We start from the raw sequence: 20,836 nt of genomic DNA, 5'->3' as shown, positions 1-20,836 counted from the left end.
TGAATTATAAGTACATATGCTTTTCTGTTTTAATATAAAACACACTCTCAAACAATTTGAGCAGCGTTATCTCTAGTTTTTATTTTGAAGTAATTAATTTTTAATCAATTTCTTAACTACACTATCACCTGAATCGTTATTAATTTCAACTAAGTAAAAACCACTAGCTAAAGCTGATATATCTATTGGGGCAGATTGAAATACATTATTCATAATTAGCTCACCTTGAACATTATAAATTTTAATAGATGAAACACCTAGCATACTCGCATTAGTAATATCAACATATCTATTTGCTGGATTAGGGTACAATGAAACTGTTTCAGAATTAAAAACTATATCATCAGTGGATAAAATATTAGCCTGAGTAAGTTCTATAATACCCCAACAAGAATCAAAAGTCCCGATATCTAATATCATAGCACCGGTATTATCGGTTTCAAACAATAAATCAACTGAAGCTTTACCAGGCATATGAAGAGTAGCCCCTGTAATAGCTTTAGGAAAAACAGTTGCTGGAATTTTTATCGAAATATTTTCATGAGCTTGAGATGTATCTTCTGCAGCATTGTATTTTCTATTAATTAGGTGAAGTACATATGGTGCCGATGGATCTTCAGAAGACATTCGAGGAAATGTAGAAACCAGGTAATTTACCCACTCACCATTACGTAAAACATTAATTTTCCATGAAAGATTACCATTTATATTACCAGCATTATCCATACTGATAACATTAGAAGAACTTTGATTGAGTATCTGATTCTGTGCATTAGTTAAGTACTGAACATCACTATCATGAACAACTACATCATATTGCCCTAATTCTGAAACAGTAGGAACTACAGGTTGATCAGGATCACCAAATATTTTTATATCAAACGAAATATTCCTCTCCACTAAATATTCTAAAGTCTGACGAGCTTTCAAACTACCTGCCATTCCACCTTCCAATAATGAAGCATATACTGAATAAGCAAGTGCTACATTCGAAACTGCTTCATAATCATCAAACAATTCATTGTGATCATGAATGAATTCATAAATATCAGCAAAATTCTCCCATCCGGTATCCCAAGTATTGCTTCCACCTATCCATACTTTTCCAGGAATTGTAAAAATGGAACCTGTGGCATATGCTTGGGCTATCCAAGCACGAGCCTGTCTAGGAGAACTTCTATCATACAATGCTTTAAATGCATCAGGATATGGAAAATAAATTAAAGTTTTATCTAGAGCCTCAGCAGCTTTATAATGTAATAATGGCTCAATTGGTGGACTTGTTGCTATATCACTTGGATGACCATACTCTCCAGCAAGATAAGTTAACCTATCGGAATAAATGTATCCTCTAGGTTCCACAACATTTGTTGTGGCTCCAATCTCAATTCCTGGTCTAATAGTATCAATATATTCGAATAATTTTTCCATCATATCATTAAGTGATTGACGCTGGAAGTAAACAAAATCTTTATAAAGTGGAATATTTCCATTAATACTATTTGCTCGGTTTCTATACGTTTGTAACGTCATTCCAGTATTTAACAGAAATTGACGATAATTGAAATTATTAATATTATTAATTCCCAAATTCGTTAGCTCTTGAGCTGTATACTTACCTCTCATATACTCTCTAAAGCCATTCATAGAATGAACAGAGAAATCGCCTCCAAGCCAATGTAAAGTTCGAGTTGCAGATGTTTGTGAATCAAACATCATATGTGTTACAGGTGCTAAGGTCATTCGATCCACCTGATACTTCAACCATTCTAAGAAATCAGGACCTTGATGACTCATCCAACTATGAACTTGACCATTATATGTACCACCATTATCAGCAGCATTCCCCCAGTTAATATCATCACCATCAAGATTCTTAGCCCAGTATGATCCCGGATCATCCATAAAATCGATCATCCACTTCCATCCCCAATCAAACTCTCCCCGACCAAAATAATACTTACTATCAGCTGTATGATTCTCTACTTTTGTGACCCATTGATTAATAGCCACATCAGATTCAATACTAGCATTGGGCATAAAACCCCAAAAAATACCATCGGCTTTATATTTATCATAATTAAATGGAGTTGCAACTGATTCTTGGGTAAATAATACTGTTGATTTTTCTATAGAACCATTTGTTTGTCCTAAGAGATTATATGACATATAGTAAAAAGCCATAGCGAGTAATAATAATTTTCTATTCACCTGATTTCTTTAAAAGATTAAGTAACAATTAGATTAAGGGAGTTTTTTAAATTTTTAGTACTTAACGAACACAAATGGCATAGGAACTGTACCTAGAACCATTTTACTATATTTAAAAAACTAAACACAGCAAAAATAATTCGACAAAGTTAACTGCAAGAAATGAAATAGAATTCGTAGTCATTTAATTAGTATTTGTTATGGATCACAAATACCACTTTTTCCCTAATTAATTTTAGTTTATTAATTTCAACTATTTTTTATAAAAAATTAAACTAATCTTTAGGCAAAACATTTATCTACTTCAGGTATTTTAAAAAAGAAAGGCATAGTACTTTTCAGTAGATATGCCTTTAAAATCTTATGTGGTAAGCTATTAAAGTATTTGAGCAGCGTGATCTTTGGTCTTTACTTTAGTAATAACCTCTGTAAGAACCGAATTTTCATCTATTACAAAAGTCGTTCTATGAATTCCATCATATTCTTTACCCATAAACTTCTTAGGTCCCCAAACATTAAAAGCCTCTATCACCTTCTTATTTTCATCTGCCAATAATGGATAAGGTAACTCATATTTGTTTTTAAAATTTTGTTGACGTTTTGCACTATCCGCGCTTACACCAAGGATTTCATATCCTTGAGATTGAAACGTCTGATAATTATCCTTAAGATTACAAGCCTCTGCCGTGCATCCTGGTGTGCTAGCTTTCGGGTAGAAAAAAACAACTAATTTTTTTCCTTTATAATCTTCTAAACTAATAGTATTTCCATCTTGATCTAATGCCGAGAAATTAGGAGCTTTATCTCCTACTTTTAATGATGTCATTTTATTACAATTAAATTGAAAACTTAAAAATTTAAGTTTGTTTAAAGTTTTTTGATAAAATTAAAACAAAAAAGACAATTCAACGATAATTTTATTAAAAATTTAAGCTTTAATAAGTAAGATATAAGCTCATAAATATTCATATTTTAGCATAAAATAATTCTATTTATATGACTAAAAAGGAAAAGGTAGATTTTACCATCAAAACACTTAAGGAATTATATCCCAGAATACCAATTCCATTAGATCATAAAGATCCTTATACATTATTAATCGCTGTATTGATGAGTGCTCAAAGCACAGATATTAGAGTTAATAAAATCACTCCTCTCCTATTTGAACGTGCGGATAATCCATACAGAATGGTAAAATTATCTGTAGAAGAAATAAGAGAAATTATAAAACCTGTAGGATTAAGTCCTATGAAATCCAAAGGAATTCATGGTCTATCTAAAATATTAATAGAAAAACATAACGGAGAAGTACCTCAAAGTTTTGAGGATTTAGAAGAGTTACCAGCTGTTGGGCATAAAACCGCGAGCGTAGTAATGTCTCAAGCTTTTGGAGTACCTGCATTTCCTGTCGATACACATATACATAGATTAATGTATCGTTGGGGATTTAGCAACGGTAAAAATGTAACTCAAACTGAAAAGGATGCAAAACGTTTATTCCCAAGAGAATTATGGAACGATCTACATTTACAAATTATTTGGTACGGACGAGAATACTCTCCTGCTAGAGGTTGGGATCTAGATAAAGATATAATAACGAAAACTATAGGAAGAAAAACAGTAATCAACGAATATCTAAAAAAATAAAAGACCCGTTATTATCATAACAGGTCTTTTACAAAGTTTAGTTTTAATTTAGAAGCGCTTCAAACTTCATTTTATTGTAATCTATAACACTTAAAGCCTTTGAATAATTTAAAAGAAAATCTACTGTAATTTTCTTTGGTACTAATTGTTGTTGCTCCTCTTTGCGAGAAGACTTAAAGTAAAATTTTGCCATATTAACTTATCTTAAATTAAGGGTTATTTTTTATAAATAACGACGACAAATCTACTTTATTGCATAAAAAAATGTTAATTCGTTAAAACGATATTGTTTTTCTCAATAACCTTTCTCAGATTTATCAAAGCATATCTCATTCTTCCTAGAGCAGTATTGATACTAACACCAGTCTTATCAGAAATTTCTTTGAAACTCATGTCTCTATACATTCTCATAACCAAAACCTCTTTTTGATCCTCTGGTAATTCTTGTATTAAATTACGTAAGTCCTCTTCTACTTGGTCTTTGATTATTCTTTTTTCTGCATTAAGATCACCATCACTAATAATAGAGAATATACTAAACTCTCCATTATCCTCAAATTTAGGCATACGATTACCTTTTCTAAAATGGTCTATTACCAAGTTATGTGCAATTCTCATCACCCAAGGTAAAAACTTTCCTTCTTCGTTATATTTTCCAAGTTTTAATGTACGGATAACCTTAATAAAAGTATCCTGAAAAATATCTTCCGAGACATCTCTATCAAAAACTTTAGAATAAATAAAACTGTAAATACGTTGTTTGTGACGTTCAATTAACGTAGATAATGCACACTCGTCACCTTTGATGTAATTATTTACCAGAACAGCATCTGATATCTTGTAATCTTTCATACCTATCACTTTATTTTAGTACCAACAAGCTTGGGGCTCGGGCTATGTTAAACTTAAAAGTAATGGTATACTATAGGCTGTTCTTTTTAGATTTTGGTTCAATAATTGGGGCTAATATAGTAACAATCATTGAAAATCAAACTATTTTCTGTTAATTTTTTTAACTTAACTTTCAATATCAATACTTTAGAATACTTCTTTAGTAATCATTATATTTGCCGTCACACCGCATAATTGCTATGATTCAAGACATTACTACCTTAGATCCAAAACATAATATATTAATTAAAGGAGCCAAACTGCATAATCTAAAAAATCTAGATGCAGCTATACCTAGAAATAAATTAGTGGTAATCACTGGGTTATCTGGTTCTGGTAAATCTAGTTTAGCGTTTGATACATTATATGCCGAAGGACAACGAAGATATGTAGAAAGTCTTTCTTCTTATGCAAGACAATTCTTAGGACGACTTAACAAACCTAAAGTTGAATATATAAAAGGCATAGCCCCGGCAATTGCTATTGAGCAAAAAGTGAATTCTACCAATCCTAGATCTACAGTAGGTACTACAACAGAGATTTATGATTATCTAAAATTACTTTTTGCAAGAATAGGAAAAACCTACTCTCCTATCTCAGGTAATCAAGTGAAAAAGGATACAGTAACTGATGTAATCGAATATGTAAAAGAATGTAAAGAAGGTGAAAAACTACTTTTACTTGCTCCAATACATGTAGAAAGTGGAAGAACGACAGAAGAAAAACTTAAAGTATTACAACAACAGGGATATGCGCGTGTAAAGATTAATGATACTGTTTGCAGAATTGAAGAAGCTCATATCACAACAAAAGATACAGTTCATCTTGTTATAGATCGAATTATAAAAAGAGATGAAGAGGACTTCTATAATCGTTTAGCAGATGCAATAGCTTCAGCTTTCTTCGAAGGAAAAGGGACTTGTTACATTGAATCTCTAAAAGATAATAATTCTAGACAATTTAGTAATAAGTTTGAGTTGGATGGAATGACTTTTTTAGAGCCTAATGTTCATTTATTTAGTTTCAATAATCCGTATGGAGCATGTCCTGAATGCGAAGGATATGGAGATGTAATTGGTATTGACGAAGACCTTGTGATACCAAACACTTCTCTAAGCATATACGAAGGTGCCGTTTTCCCTTGGAAAGGAGATACAATGAGTTGGTATAAAGATCAGCTTGTAAATAGTGCATATAAGTTTGATTTTCCAATACACAAACCATATTTCGAATTATCTTCAGAACATAAAGAATTACTTTGGAAAGGAAATAAATATTTTGAAGGTATAGATAGCTTTTTTATCGAACTAGAAGCAAAAGCTTACAAAATTCAAAATAGAGTAATGCTATCTCGCTATCGTGGTAAAACCAAATGTGCAACTTGTAAAGGAAAAAGATTACGTGCTGAAACGAACTATGTAAAAATTGGTGATGCTACATTAACAGACCTTGTAGAAAAACCTTTAAATGAACTTTCTGATTTCTTTAAAAATCTAGAACTAAATGAGTATGATTCACAAATTGGCAAAAGATTACTAAAAGAGATAAATAGCAGATTAGAATTTTTAGACAACGTAGGATTACAATATCTAACATTAAATCGTAAATCCAATACATTATCTGGTGGAGAATCCCAAAGAATAAACTTAGCCACTTCTTTAGGAAGTAGTTTAGTAGGATCTATGTATATATTAGATGAACCAAGTATAGGTTTACATCCTAAAGACACCGAAAAACTAATAAACGTGCTTCAGTCTTTGCGTGATTTAGGAAATACAGTTATTGTTGTTGAACATGATGAAGACATTATGAAAGCAGCAGATGTTATCCTAGATATCGGTCCAGAAGCGGGTACTTTTGGAGGTAATTTAGTTGCTAATGGTACTTTTGATCAAATTCTAGCTTCTGACTCTTTAACAGCAAAATATCTTAATGGAGATCTAGAAATAGAAATTCCAAAAGAAAGAAAAACTTCTAAATATTATTTAGAAATTATTGGAGCAAGAGAAAATAATTTAAAAAATATAGATGTAAAAATTCCACTTGGAGTTTTTACTGCAATCACAGGTGTATCTGGAAGTGGTAAAAGTACGTTAGTTAAAAAAATTGTATACCCATCTGTACTAAAACAATTAGGCGGATACGGAGAAAAAGCTGGGCAGTTTACAGAATTAAAAGGAAATTATAGTAACATAAAACATGTAGAATTTGTTGATCAAAACCCAATTGGTCGTTCCTCGAGATCCAATCCAGTGACCTATATTAAGGCATATGATGATATTAGAGCACTTTTTGCTAGTCAAAAACTTTCGAAAATTCGTAATTATCAATCCAAGCACTTTTCTTTTAATGTAGATGGCGGACGTTGCGAAACCTGTAAAGGTGAAGGTGAAGTAACCATCGAAATGCAGTTTATGGCCGATGTACATTTAGAATGTGAAACATGTGGAGGAAAACGATTTAAGAAAGATGTGCTAGAAGTAACTTTTGAGGATAAAAATATTGATGATATCCTTACCATGACTATTGATAGCGCTATTGATTTTTTCTCAAAACACAGTCAGGCAAAAATCATAAGAAAGCTTCAACCTTTACAAGATGTTGGTTTAGGATATGTACAATTAGGCCAAAGCTCTTCTACTCTTTCTGGAGGAGAGGCGCAACGAATAAAGCTTGCGTCATTTCTAGTAAAAGGAAACACAAAAGACAAAGCCTTATTTATTTTTGATGAACCAACAACGGGATTACATTTTCATGATATCAAAAAATTATTAAAATCATTTAATGAGTTAATTGCTAAAGGGCATTCTATTTTAGTTATTGAGCATAACTTGGATTTAGTAAAATGCGCTGATTATGTGATTGATTTAGGACCAGAAGGCGGAAAAAACGGAGGAATTATTATTGCTCAAGGAACTCCGGAAGAAGTTAGTAAAAATAAAAAATCGTATACTGGTCAATATCTAAAAGATAAACTCTAAAAAACATTAACATAATTGTAATAATATATTCTGTAAAGTAATAAGAAGCATTCCGGCTAAGCTATCCAAATAATTAAAATTAAAAGAATGTCACTTACAGAACAATTAAAAGCTCGTGCCGCTCAATCGGCCAATAAATATCCTGAAACTATTCATAAAATAATGAATAATGGTATCTCGGAACTTAGAGATAGTCAACTAGTTAATCGATCTCTAAAAACTGGTGATAAAATACCTGAAATAAAGCTACCAAATGCTGCGGACAAAAATATATCTATTCAAGAATTATTAGTTACTAAAAAAGTAGTATTAACTTTTTACCGAGGCGGTTGGTGTCCCTATTGTAATCTAGAGTTACAAGCTTTACAGGCGCATCAAGATCAATTTGAAGAACTAGGAGCTACTTTGGTAGCAATTAGCCCAGAAACGCCGGATAATTCTCTTAATACCTCTGAAAAAAATAATTTAAGTTTTGAAGTTCTATCTGATATTGATAACAAAATAGCAAATGAATTCAATTTAACATTTACACTGCCTAAAGATTTAATAGAAGTTTATAAAGGATTTGGAATAGATTTAATTAAAAGCAATGGTAACGAAGATCATCAATTACCTATAGCTGCAACGTATGTAATTGATCAAGATGGAACTATTACTTATGATTTTATCAAAGAAGATTATAAAGAAAGAGCAGATCCTGAGGAAATAATTAAACATCTTAAAAACAAATAGTTAACAACTTTTTGAAAGGTATTTTATTGTAACAAGAAAAAATTTGGCACGCGGTTTGGTTACTTAATAATCAAATAGCGGAAACCGAAAAGCTAATGAGTAGGTAAAAACCCAAAACATTTTAGTTATGAAAAAAATGATACTTTTTATCGCAGCAATGTTACTAATTGGAACAACTGCACAAGCGACCGATCAGAAAAATTCGGATCAAGTTGATAGGGTTACAAAACGTTATCGTGGTTCTCAACCAATTGTATTTGTCGAAGGTGGTATAAAATTCTTTGTATATCCAAATGGAGAAATTGATTTTAAAACTCCTAGAAGACGAAACTATAATAATTCGGATTGGAATACCAGAAATTATAACGCCCCAGGACGTACTAGAGCTTATAGGTCTAACAATCGTTTTACTGTAAGGTACGATTACTACGGAAGATTAAAACGAGTTGGTATTACTACTATAGGATATAATCAATTCGATCAAGTTAGAAGAATTGGATCAGTTTTAATTAGATATAACAGAAGAGGAAAATTAGCTAAGATTGGTGGACTGCGTGTATACTACGGAAAAAGAGGAAGAATACGACATATAGAAGGAAGCATACATCATACAGGATGTGGTTTCTGCGGTGTAGATGGATGTAGTATGACTCATGATCCTTATTATAATTTTAATGGAAGATCAAATCATAGAGATTGGAAAAATCATAATGATGATGATCATAACTATAAGAATAGGAAAAGAAAAAAGAAATATAGTGATCACGATGATGATTGATATAAATTAGTTAGTTGGTTAGTTGTTAGAAAGCCTGTTGTCATTTTTGATAGCGGGCTTTCTCTTTTAACTAAAAATGTTAAGCTTTCTTCTAGGCAATACGATTATTTTATATTTAAGGGAGTAAAAAAATAAAATATTTATATGAAATTCTACAAAATCTCACTCTTAACGATTTCAATAGTTTGTATTCAAATGTCAGTTGCTCAAAAAATGCAATTTGAAGATTATGACCCTCCTTCTACTCTTGTAGTTCCAGAAACTATAATAAAAAAAGCGAAATTTCCTTTTATCGATGTGCATAATCATCAATTTAGAATGCCTACACAAGATTTAAGTGAATTAGTAAGCGAAATGGACAAATTAAACATGGCAGTGATGGTTAATTTATCTGGTCGAGGAAGAGGATCTGATGAACATCTAAAAGGAGCGTTAGAAAATGTAAAAACTAATGCAGATAAACGTTTTATAGTATTTACCAATATTAACTTACAAGGTATTGATGAACCCGATTGGACAAAAAGAACTGTTGCACAACTAGAAAATGATATTGCCATGGGTGCCAATGGTTTAAAAATTTATAAAAGCCAAGGAATGGACAATACAGATAGTAACGGCGATAGAATCAAAATAGATGATCCTAGAATTGGACCGGTATGGGAAAAATGTGGTGAATTAGGAATTCCTGTTCTAATACACGCTGCAGATCCAAAATCATTCTGGGATCCACACGACAATCAAAATGAAAGATGGCTGGAGTTAAAATTACGATCTAGAAGAAAAAGAGATGCTAAGGTTACGGGGGCTTGGCAAACCATTATACAAGAACAACACAATATTTTTAAAAAACATAAAAATACCAAATTTATCAATGCACATTTGGGATGGTATGGAAACAACTTAGCCAAACTTGCTGAGTTAATGGATGAAATTCCTAATATGTATTCCGAAATTGGAGCAGTAATTGCCGAACTTGGGAGACAACCTCGTAATGCAAAAGCATTTTTAACTAAATACCAGGATAGAATCATGTTTGGTAAAGATTCTTGGAATCCAGAGGAATACTACACTTATTTTAGGGTTCTCGAATCTAACGATGAGTATTTTCCTTATTACAAAAGATATCATGCTTTCTGGAAAATGTATGGATTAGAACTTGAAGATGAGGTTCTGAAAAAACTATATTATAAAAATGCACTAAAAGTAATTCCTAATATTGATAAAAGTTTATTTCCAAAATAATACAACTTAGTTAAAACACAAAAAACAAAAACCTAACAATCAGCATTTTAACACCAAAAAACCTTTAACAATGAAGAACACTATAAAATAATCTATTTTTTTGGCACGCTGCTTGATACTATATAAACGAGTGATAAAAACTAATTTTTACACTTCTTTTAAAATCACAGATTATGAAAAATATTGTTTTACTATTTACAGGTTTATTATTAGCTTCTTTTACTGCTAATGCTTTTGAAACAAATACAGAAACCGTTTCTAGATATTATAATTATGGAAAATCATTCATTTTTAATGAAAGTGGAGTTGAATTCTCTGTGTATGCAGATGGTCAGTTTGATTTTTATGTAAACAGACCAAGAAGTGGTGTTAGTGTTAATATCAATCGTCCAGGTGTAAATATTAGTTTTAACTCTGGTTATGATTATGATGCATATGTACAGTATGATGATTATGGTGCTGTAGTGCAAATAGAAAATGTACCTATATTCTATGATTACTATGGTAGGATTAGTCAAGCAGGTGATATATTTATCAACTACAACCGTTTTGGCAGAATATCTAGAGTTGGTGGATTATATGTGAATTATAATAACTACGGTAATTTTGTTAACTGTACTGGATTTATTAACAGCTTTAATAGACATTATACATACAGACCTTTTCACGCTTTCTTTACTGTACCAGTGGTAAGTAGATGTATCGTATTCAACAGACCTTATAGAAGGTTTTACAACCCATATAGATTTTCATATAATGTTTACAGAACAAACTATTATAATGGATACTATGCAAAACCTTATAGAAGTCGTAACTATTACAGACCTAATCAGAGAGTAGCAAGCTATAACAGAGGAAATAGAGTTAGCAGAGCTAGAAGTCTTGATTATAGATCTCGTGACAGAAGAACAGCTATGTACAAGAGAAATGATCGTAACTACAGAACTGTAAATCGTAGTAGATCTACCTCAGTAAATAGAACTAGAGCTAGAGTAAATGACAATGCATCTAGAGGTAGAAGTACACAATCTAGAAATAGAACAAAAGCTACTTCGAGAAGTGTACAGAATAAAAATAGAGCACAAAATACGCAAAGAACCAGAAACGCTGTTACAAGTCGTTCTACTAGAAATACAGAAACAAGAAATCAGGCACGAAGAGCTGATCAAAATAGAATTCAGACAAACCAAAGATCACAAAGAAGTAGAAATACCGTTGCTAATGGATCTAGTAGAAATAATAACAAAATAAGAACTACGACTAGGAGCAATAGAAATAATAGCTCAAGAAATGTAACAAAACGTTCTAATAACAGTCGATATACTAGTAAAGGAACTAATAGTTCTAGAGCTAAAACACAAAAACAAAGAAGTAATACTTCTAACAGAAAAGCAAGGTCGAGTAATTCAAGATCACGTTCTGCAAGAAGTAGAAGTTAAAAAATATAAAGAATTTATTTTTTTGGTTGGTTAGTTGGAAAATCCCCCAGAGTAGTATGCTTAGGCACCTCGGGGGATTTTCTTTATTACGGTATTAATATCTTCAGATATTTTAAAAAAATACAATAAAGCAATATAACAAACTCCGATAACTATACTCTTTATACTAATATTTACTATTGGATGAAATTTAAAATCCCAAAAATAAAACCCTATTACAAATCCTGAAATAAACAGTATCGTCAATAACATTTTTGAGGAAAATGGATTCATTTTAAATTTTACCTGAACAATCAATAATTTTGCCAAATTGTAACAAAATACAGCGCTAAAAGTAGCAATAGCCGCTCCTGTTACTCCAAAAACTGGAATACAAACCCAATTAAGAATAAATGCCAGAATAGCCATCCCAATTCCTATATATAATATTAATCGATAATAATCTGAATTAAATAATATGGAATTATTATTACCTAATAAATTATCAAACAATTTAGCTCCTCCATTTAAAGCTACTACCCAGATAAACAGTTCATATTCTTCAGGAATCAGTTTAAAAAGTTCATTAACATTACAAAGTATTAACACAAACAATAAACCACTAATAGCAAATAGATTTAAAGAACTTTTTTTATACAAGGTTCGTAACTGATCAAAATTCTTTTCATTAATCAACTTCGCAGTCAACGGGTACGTAATTTGATGCATTGCACGAGAAGGAATTATTATAACACTAGCGATATAAGCACAGATACCATATTTTGCTACATACTCAATGGGAAGATAACGTTCTATCATCGTTTTATCTAAATCTATTAATAAGGTAGCAACGGAACCAGCCAGTAGAATTAAAAGAGAATACTTTAAAACAGAAATATAGTTTCTAGGGAATGAGAAACTAAACTTAAATTCATACAAGCTTAATGCGTATATAATCATAATCCCTAATCGAAGTATATACACCATCACAATTGCATACACAAATTGATGTACCGTAATTACTTTGAAATATACCAGAAATAAAAGAATCATTAGACAAATCCTAACAAACAATTCTTTCATAATATTCCCAAAAACGCTTTTCAATTTCACTTTGGTCCAAGCAAAAAAGATTTCAAAATAAGACAAAGCGATTGCCAAAACATATATTGTCCATACATAGGATTGGACAACAGTATTATCTTCACTAAAATAATTAAGTATATAAGTATATAGAACTAAACCAATAGTTCCTATTAAAATAGCTATACACAATGGTAGAATAAGCATCATACTCATAAACCTATTCCGCTGTTCCTTTTTTAAATAAGAAGAATAAAATTTAACCAAGGTATTATGAGCACCAAAAGCCATTAAAGGCCATATTAAATTAGAAGCTGAAAGTAAATATGAAACAAGCCCATAATATTCTTCTTCTAGAAATTTCGTAAACAAAAAGAGGGTGTTGATAGCACCAATCCCAAAACCAAAGCAGGTAATGATTACATTTTTTATAGATTGATTTACTACTATTCCCACAATATTAAAGAATGATATTAGCTATTCAAATTTTGAAGCAATAAAGACATTTCTTTAGTAAGTTCTCTCCTACTATATTTTTCAATACCTTTAGTTTCTGCCTCCAGTTTTCCGTCCTTAAATTTAACAAAATAGTCAAGTATAATCTTTTTCATCTCGTTATACTCTTTATAATCAAAAAAATGACCAGAGTTCGTTTCTTTTATCAACTTTGATATATCTGCATCGTTTGGCCCCACTGCAAGAATAGGTCTTCTAGAAACCATATATTCAAATAACTTTCCTGGTATAATACACTTTGTTTCTTCACTATCTATTTCTACTAATAGTAGAACTTGAGACCTCCTTTGTATTTCTATTGCTTCTTTATGTGAAACATATCCTTTATTTTCTATAAAAGGAGACAAACCAGCTTGTTTGATAGATGATAACACATCTTCGCTTACCGCTCCTACCAATCGCAATCTAAATTTTTTTGCAAACTCAAAATTTTCTTGAGTAAGATCATATAGTACATTCCACAGTTTTTCTGGATTTCTTCCGGATAATAAAGAACCAATATGAGAAACTGTAAACTCCTCATCTAATTTTACCACGGAAACTTCTTCAGTGTCATATCCATTAGTAATAACAGAAATTGGTTTATTCGTAATTTCCGTAAATTCTTCTCTGGTTGTATAACTTGTTACGGTTATATGATCCACAGCACTTAGTACTCCCTTTTCTAATTTTTTGTGCTTCTTTATAGATCGCTTAGTCAATTTTAATTTATTATGATATCCAATCGTTGTCCAAGGATCTCTAAAATCTGCTACCCAAATAAGATTTAACTCAGATTTAAGCTTCTTTCCTATCAAATGAACACTATGAGGAGGACCAGTAGTAATAATTGTATTAATATTATTCTCTTCAATAAACTTAGAAAGAAATTTAACTGATGGTTTGATCCAAAATTTACGGGCATCTGGTATAAAAAAGTTTCCTCTTATATACAGTAAAAGTCTTTGAACAAAAGATTGCTTATTATCATTTGCTATAATTCCTTTACTAATGGTTTTGGTTTCATTTTTAGAAAAAATTTCTGCAAAACGATAAGGTTCAAAAATTGGATATTCTATAACCTGTATTCCTTCTGGAATATCATGGGCCAGAGATTTATCAATTAAAGGATACATAGGATTTTTTGGAACATAAACAATAGGCTCAATTCCAAAATCCCTAAAATACTTCACAAATTTAAGCCAACGTTGTACTCCAGGACCTCCTGCAGGTGGCCAATAATATGTTATAAGTAATACCTTCAAAATAATCTACGAGTTGTCTTCAGAAACTATTTCTTTTCTTTTTCTGTATTCAAAAAATAACGCTCCTAAAAATAATAACCCAAAGATAATAGAACTTGCCAAAGTAATAGTACTTCCTGTTTTTACAACCTGAGGTTCGAACTTAAACTCTATAGTATGTTTTCCTGCTGGAACTTTTAAACCTCTAAGCATATAGTTTACAGGATAAATAGTTTCTGATTTTCCATCTATATAAGCATTCCATCCATCTTTATAATATGTTTCTGAAAAAACAAGAAATCCCGGTGTTTCAGTATATGAATTATATGCTAAATGATCTGGATCTGTTTTGGATATAGAAATACTAGAAATACTATCTTTTGCGGGTTTATATCCTGCTAATTCTTCTTTGAAATCATTTCTTATAACCGCAGTATTCTTAGTATTTATAGTATTTAACGCTTCAAATTCTGTTTTATAATCATCTACAAATTTTAATTCTTCTATAAACCAGGCCGGTCCATTTACCGAAGGATTTTCTTGTACATCTAATTGTCTTTTTTCATTCTGTTGAATCACATATTTTATATTCAACATATTAATAACCTGGAGATTCCCCTTTGCTATATGTCCAAAATAAACATCCTCCATTTTTCTTGGTCGAACTGCAGAATATCCATTTACCGTATTAAAGAAATAATTAGTATGAGAATTATTAAAACCTCTGGCTTGATCTAATACCCTATAATAAGATTTATCTTTTTGAATCTCTTTATCTACTGTGGTTGGTTGAAAATATGATTTATACTCTCTCTTAGAAATAAAAGAATCACTATCAACACTACGGCGATCTACTCCAACCAAATCTACAAGAATAAGAATCCCTACGCCTACTAACATTAGATTTTCTGATAGTTTTTTCTTCAATGTAAACCACAACAAACCACCGATTAACAAAATAAAAATTAAAGAACGTAAGCTATCACTTTTCATAATAGTAATACGATCTTCTTTGATAGCATCAAAAATAGCAGGTTGTTCTATTGCTAATTGTACATCTCCAGGAGATTTAAAACTAAATAAGCTTCCTCCAAACAACCAGAATATTAAACATAAACCACCAAAAACACCAAGAGAGATTAAAAACTTCTTTTGTCTTTCTTGAAATGCCGTTTTCTGGTTAAACAATTGATACAAACCAAATACTGCTGCAATTGGCACAACCAACTCTAGGATCACTTGAATACTAGAGACAGCCCTAAACTTATTATATAATGGGACATAATCTACAAAGAATCGAGTTAAGAAATCTAAGTTTTTACCCCAACTTAACACTAAAGATAGAATGATTCCACCTAGTAACCACCATCTTAGTCTACCTTTTACTAATAACAGTCCTAATAATGCTAAAAACACTACCGTTATCCCAAGATATGGAGGTGCTTCAACAAAAGGTTGTGCTCCCCAATACAATCCCGTAACATTAGCATAATAATCCGCTTGTTCTGGTGGTTGACCTAACTCAATCAATTTTTGATAAAAAGCAGAATCTTTACCCAAATCTGAAGCTCTACCTAATCCCATTAATTTAGGAACAAAAAGATTTAAAGACTCTAATTTACCATAACTATATTCAGTAATATACTCATAGTCCAAACCATTTTTTTCTGAAGAAGTAGTCGTCGCATCCGCTAATAAGTTTTTACCACGGATACTAGTTTCTGCATATTCTGATGTTGATAACAAGGTTGTCGCATTTGTCGCTAAACCTAAAATAGCCGCAACAATTAATATCGCCGATGACTTTAAAAAATGTGGTATTTCTTTTCTTTTAAAAGCATCAATGAAATATGTAACTCCAATTACAAATACGAGTAGCCCCAAATAATAGGTCATTTGGTAATGATTTGCTTGGATTTCTAACCCCATTGCCAAAGCTGTTAATATAAAGCCCCAGACATATCGCTTTTGAAAAACTAACAGAATACCAGCAATTACCAACGGAAAATAAGCTATTGCATGGGCTTTAGAATTATGTCCTACTCCAATTATTATAATGAGATATGCCGAAAAACCAAAGGCCAGAGCTCCAAGAATTGCCATTTTCCATGGAATTCGCATTACCAATAATAAAATATAAAAACTTGTAAGATATAGAAATAAATAATCCGCAGGTCTTGGTAAAAATCGAATTAAACGATCTAACTTATCCATATAATCATGGGGAAACTTAGCTCCTAACTGATAGGTAGGCATACCACCATATGCAGAATTATTCCAAAAAGTTTCTTTGCCCGTCTTTTTCCGATGGTCTTTCTGCTGTTTTGCCATCCCTTCATAGAGTTTAATATCATTCTGAAATATCATTTTTCCACTAAGGACAGGATTAAAAAATGCAAGTGAAGCAATTATAAAACCTATAATAACAAGTAAATGAGGTATGAATCTTTTTAGATAAGCCATCATGTGCGAAACAATTTACGATTGAAGCGCCAAATTAATCAATTTCCTCAAAATCGATGTACTCACCTACATCTTTATTACCAGATTTTTGTTTAGGCTTTTTATCTATAGTAGTATCATTATTCGGGGAAGATTGGGGTTGTTGATATTGCTGAAATTGCTGTTGAAACTTTTCTCCAGCTTTCTTTGTTACATATCTAAGCAATAGAGGACCAAATAAACGCGTTAGTATCTTTAATCCATAATATATTAATAATAGAATGAGAATTACCTTTAACACCCCTGATAAAGAAGCAACTTGCATATTATTTTTTTTCAAAAATAGGGAACTCTCTATACAATTACATGATGTCAGTCCTAAAAAAATGATAAAATCTGCTATATTTGAACCAAATCTATTGAATATGAGCCCTAAATCTATGCTGCTGTTGATTAGCCTATTCCTGCTAGGCTTAACTGCATCTGCACAATACACTGAGAAAATTAATACTAATAGACCTGGAACTTCACAAGGAGCTTTCTCGGTTGGTAATAATGTATTACAATTCGAAGGTGGATTAGGTTTTGGAAAAGAAAAACATAAACTATTTGACACCAAAACGAATACATTTAATTTTGATTATGCAATAAGATATGGATTATTAATCGAACAACTAGAGATTAATATAAATGGTAGCTTTAGAAGTGAAGGAATTAGACAAACGATTGGAGCAAATGAAGAAAAAATAAGAAGAACAGATTTTGAATTTAATACTATTGGTGTTAAGTATCTAGTTTATGATCCCTATAAAAAACCTAAAGAAAATGATTCTATTAACTACGATGAATTAAAAAGTTGGAAAGAACGTTATAGATTTAAATGGAAAACTCTAATTCCGGCTGTTTCTGCGTATGTAGGTATGAACTATGTAAATACGGACAATCCTTTTACATTTGCCAATGATCAAACAATTAGTCCAAAAATTGTTGTTATGACTCAGAACAACTGGTGGACCAGTAATGCTGGAAGCTGGGTATTAGTTACCAACTTAATAGTAGATAAAATAACCACCGATAATCCTGCATATGGTTGGATAATTACCAGTACTCATACTCTGAATGATAAATGGGCTGTCTTTGGTGAATATCAAGGACAAAAAAGTGATTTCTATAGTGATAATATAGTTCGGCTAGGAGGAGCTTATTTATTTAATAATGATTTACAAATCGATGCTAATGTTGCTACAAATTTTAAAGACACTCCTTCTATATTTAGAGTTAGTGTAGGAGCTTCTTATCGATTTGATTGGCATAAGAAGGATGAGATTATAGAAAAACCAGGGTTCGAAAGTGGTATAAAGGAAAAAGAAGGAGAAGAAGAATTAAATAAAAAAGAGAGTGATAGTTTAAATATTGATCAGGAGTTTGAAGAAATAGAAAATGATAGCTTAAAACTAGAAAAAACTCCTTTTATAAATGAGTTTGAAGATGGAAGCCATAGAGATGCTATGGAACAAGACCTTGACGAAAGAAGGACTGAACAACGCCTAGAACGTGAGCGCATAGAAAAAGAAAAACAAGATAAAAAAGATGACAAAAAATTCCAGAAAGAAGAGCGTAGAAGATTAAAAAGAGAAGCAAAAGAAGCTAAGCAAGCAGAGAAAGCTAAAATCAAAGCTGAAAAAGAAAAGCAAAAAATGATTGAGGATATAGATGCTGAATTAGATAAAATGGAACAAGATGAAGGTCTCGATGATGAGTTAAAACAAATTGATGATGAGCTCAAAAAGCTAGAAGAAATGGAAAAAGAGCTCGAACCTGAAAAAGCAAAAGAAGAAACTGAAGAAAAGAAAAAAGCTGGCGAAGAGGAAGAAGATATAGATGCTGCTTATGAAAAGCTTCAGAAAGAACAGGAAAAAGCTAAAAAAGAAGAAGAAAAACGAAGAAAGAAAGAAGAAAAGAAGCGTTTAAAAGAAGAAAAGAAAAGAAAGAAGGAAGAAGAAAAACGCAAGAAAGCGGAAGAGAAAAAGAAAAAGAAGGAAGAAAAAGAAAACGAAGATAATGGTGATGGATAATCCTCTATAGTTTTAAATATCTATTCATATAGAAAGGGCTAAGCAAGTTATGTTTAGTCCTTTTTTAATTTTCACTTTTGTTGTAATAAACAATTAACACTTAGTTCTCAATAATGACGATATCGAATAAAAAACATCTATTTTTTAATATTTCTATCATTTTTTAACATTAAAAATACGTAGGTTAAAATAATTCTCTTATATTTGGTTAACCAATTTGGTTGACCAATTTAAAACTATGAGAATTAACTTAGAAACCGACCCATTATCACCAAAAGATGAAGTAGAAAAGGTGATTTCCAAAATAAGAGATCTAATCATCAATAGACAACTCGAACCAGGAGATAAATTACCTTCAGAAAGAACATTATCGGAAAAATTTGGCGCTAGTAGAAGTCAATTAAGACTAGCCATCCAAAAATTAGAATTTTATGGTTTAGTAAAAAGATATCCTAAGAGTGGAACTTTCGTTTCCAAAATTGGAGTAGGTGCATTAAATTCCATGATGGCCAATATTTTACATCTACAAATACCTGATTTCAAATCATTAGTAGAAACAAGATTAATACTTGAAACGAAGGCTGTAAAACTAGCAGCGATAAGAAGAACTGACAAACAGTTATATCAAATAGAACAAGCGCACGAAGCTTACATAAAAAAATCAATTAATGGAGAAAACGCGGTAGATGAAGATTTGCTATTTCATCTAAAGGTAGCGGAAGCAAGTTGTAATAGTGTTATCAATTCTTTAATGCTGGTGATCACGCCAGAAATAATAACAAATTTTGTAAATAATAAAATTTGTGATGAAACTAATTTCTCTACTTTAATACAGGAACATCAAGATATTGTAAATGCAATAAAAGATAATGATCCAGATCAAGCGATTAAAAGCTTAAAAATTCATTTTAACGATTTATATAATTACTGCAATACTAATTAAAACCACCTAGCCTATGTAGAGTAAATCCAATATTAAATTAATAAAAAAAGGACAGGCAATAACCTATCCTCTTCAATTATTCTGTAATCACTTCAAGTTAGAGGGAGAAGTTAATTAACAAGAATAATAGCACACAATTACCTAAGTAAACATGCAGGTGCAAATATAGCAAATCATAATATGGTTGAAATTTTGCCTTTGTTAATGTTTAGTTAAGTAAAACACAAGTCCAAACAGCTTAAAAAGCAGATAGGCTTATATCTGAAATTAAACTAATCATTGAAACAATTACACATGAATCATAAAATAACTATAGCTTTACTACTATCGTTATTGTATCATTTCACCTCATATTCCCAAGAGAATTATGAGTTAACCGGTACGGTAACATCAATAGAAACAAATACACCTATTCCTGGTGTAAGCGTTCTTGTTATTGGAACATCAACAGGATCAGTAACAGATTTTGACGGAAAATATAGCATAAATGTAAAATCAGGAGATGTAGTACAATTCTCTTACATAGGACTTACCACAAAAAATGTCACGATATCTGGACAGACTACGCTAAACGTATCTATGGAAGAAGATTCCGAAGCACTAGAAGAAATCGTTGTTGTCGGTTATGGGTCACAACGTAAGAGTGACGTAACA

General features: G+C 31.3%; 16 protein-coding genes. 9 read left to right on the top strand and 7 right to left on the bottom strand.

The features are described 5' to 3' along the window. Positions 1–93: 93 nt before the first annotated feature. Positions 94–2,211 (bottom strand): T9SS type A sorting domain-containing protein, encoded by a 2,118-nt coding sequence (locus tag J8L88_RS23815; RefSeq protein WP_211061981.1) that lies wholly within the window; start codon positions 2,209–2,211, stop codon positions 94–96. Positions 2,212–2,587: 376 nt separating this feature from the next. Further along, complete coding sequence (gene bcp, locus J8L88_RS22930; protein ID WP_118385957.1) at positions 2,588–3,037, bottom strand: thioredoxin-dependent thiol peroxidase; 450 nt, start codon at positions 3,035–3,037, stop codon at positions 2,588–2,590. A gap of 170 nt (positions 3,038–3,207) precedes the next feature. Here bcp and nth point away from each other — a divergent pair, with 170 nt between their 5' ends. Next, positions 3,208–3,858, top strand: coding sequence for an endonuclease III (gene nth, locus J8L88_RS22925; protein ID WP_027391768.1), 651 nt, complete (start codon positions 3,208–3,210; stop codon positions 3,856–3,858). Between the two features lie 267 nt (positions 3,859–4,125). Here the strand turns inward: nth and J8L88_RS22920 are convergent, their stop codons facing one another. Continuing rightward, positions 4,126–4,710 (bottom strand): RNA polymerase sigma factor, encoded by a 585-nt coding sequence (locus J8L88_RS22920; protein WP_027391769.1) that lies wholly within the window; start codon positions 4,708–4,710, stop codon positions 4,126–4,128. Between the two features lie 239 nt (positions 4,711–4,949). On the opposite strand from J8L88_RS22920, the gene uvrA reads away from it, so the two are divergent. From uvrA to J8L88_RS22895, 5 genes are all read left to right on the top strand, one after another. After that, positions 4,950–7,730, top strand: coding sequence for an excinuclease ABC subunit UvrA (gene uvrA / locus J8L88_RS22915; RefSeq protein WP_211061980.1), 2,781 nt, complete (start codon positions 4,950–4,952; stop codon positions 7,728–7,730). A gap of 87 nt (positions 7,731–7,817) precedes the next feature. Then, the gene (locus J8L88_RS22910; RefSeq protein WP_211061979.1) at positions 7,818–8,462 is read left to right on the top strand and encodes a peroxiredoxin-like family protein; all 645 of its coding nucleotides are present in this window, start codon (positions 7,818–7,820) and stop codon (positions 8,460–8,462) included. A gap of 127 nt (positions 8,463–8,589) precedes the next feature. Continuing rightward, positions 8,590–9,240 carry a hypothetical protein gene (locus J8L88_RS22905; RefSeq protein WP_118385954.1) on the top strand — a complete coding sequence of 217 codons (651 nt, stop codon included), beginning with the start codon at positions 8,590–8,592 and terminating at the stop codon, positions 9,238–9,240. A 144-nt stretch (positions 9,241–9,384) separates the two neighbouring features. Continuing rightward, positions 9,385–10,482 (top strand): amidohydrolase family protein, encoded by a 1,098-nt coding sequence (locus J8L88_RS22900; protein WP_118385953.1) that lies wholly within the window; start codon positions 9,385–9,387, stop codon positions 10,480–10,482. A gap of 173 nt (positions 10,483–10,655) precedes the next feature. Next, positions 10,656–11,921, top strand: coding sequence for a hypothetical protein (locus tag J8L88_RS22895; protein WP_211061978.1), 1,266 nt, complete (start codon positions 10,656–10,658; stop codon positions 11,919–11,921). Between the two features lie 60 nt (positions 11,922–11,981). Here the strand turns inward: J8L88_RS22895 and J8L88_RS22890 are convergent, their stop codons facing one another. From J8L88_RS22890 to J8L88_RS22875, 4 genes are read right to left on the bottom strand one after another with little or no spacing between them, the layout of a single operon-like run. Next, positions 11,982–13,439 (bottom strand): polysaccharide biosynthesis C-terminal domain-containing protein, encoded by a 1,458-nt coding sequence (locus J8L88_RS22890; RefSeq protein ID WP_211061977.1) that lies wholly within the window; start codon positions 13,437–13,439, stop codon positions 11,982–11,984. Positions 13,440–13,456: 17 nt separating this feature from the next. Beyond that, positions 13,457–14,743, bottom strand: a complete 1,287-nt coding sequence (locus J8L88_RS22885; RefSeq protein ID WP_247666538.1) for a glycosyltransferase family 4 protein — start codon at positions 14,741–14,743, stop codon at positions 13,457–13,459. Positions 14,744–14,749: 6 nt separating this feature from the next. Further along, positions 14,750–17,188: a YfhO family protein gene (locus tag J8L88_RS22880; protein WP_118385949.1), complete on the bottom strand. Its 2,439-nt coding sequence runs from the start codon at positions 17,186–17,188 to the stop codon at positions 14,750–14,752. 31 nt (positions 17,189–17,219) lie between these two features. Then, positions 17,220–17,489 carry a DUF4834 family protein gene (locus tag J8L88_RS22875; RefSeq protein ID WP_027394216.1) on the bottom strand — a complete coding sequence of 90 codons (270 nt, stop codon included), beginning with the start codon at positions 17,487–17,489 and terminating at the stop codon, positions 17,220–17,222. 100 nt (positions 17,490–17,589) lie between these two features. Here J8L88_RS22875 and J8L88_RS22870 point away from each other — a divergent pair, with 100 nt between their 5' ends. The 3 genes from J8L88_RS22870 to J8L88_RS22860 all read left to right on the top strand — a co-directional run. Continuing rightward, on the top strand, positions 17,590–19,239 hold the full coding sequence (locus J8L88_RS22870; protein WP_211061976.1) for a transporter: 1,650 nt from the start codon (positions 17,590–17,592) through the stop codon (positions 19,237–19,239). 238 nt (positions 19,240–19,477) lie between these two features. After that, positions 19,478–20,182, top strand: a complete 705-nt coding sequence (locus tag J8L88_RS22865; RefSeq protein WP_027394217.1) for a FadR/GntR family transcriptional regulator — start codon at positions 19,478–19,480, stop codon at positions 20,180–20,182. A 294-nt stretch (positions 20,183–20,476) separates the two neighbouring features. Further along, positions 20,477–20,836, top strand: a 360-nt coding sequence (locus J8L88_RS22860) for a carboxypeptidase-like regulatory domain-containing protein (protein WP_211061975.1), incomplete at its 3' end; no start/stop codon positions are given.

The organism is Aquimarina sp. MMG015, assembly GCF_018100855.1.
GTDB classification, from domain to species: Bacteria; Bacteroidota; Bacteroidia; order Flavobacteriales; family Flavobacteriaceae; genus Aquimarina; species Aquimarina latercula.
This window is presented reverse-complemented; position numbering and strand designations above follow the sequence as displayed.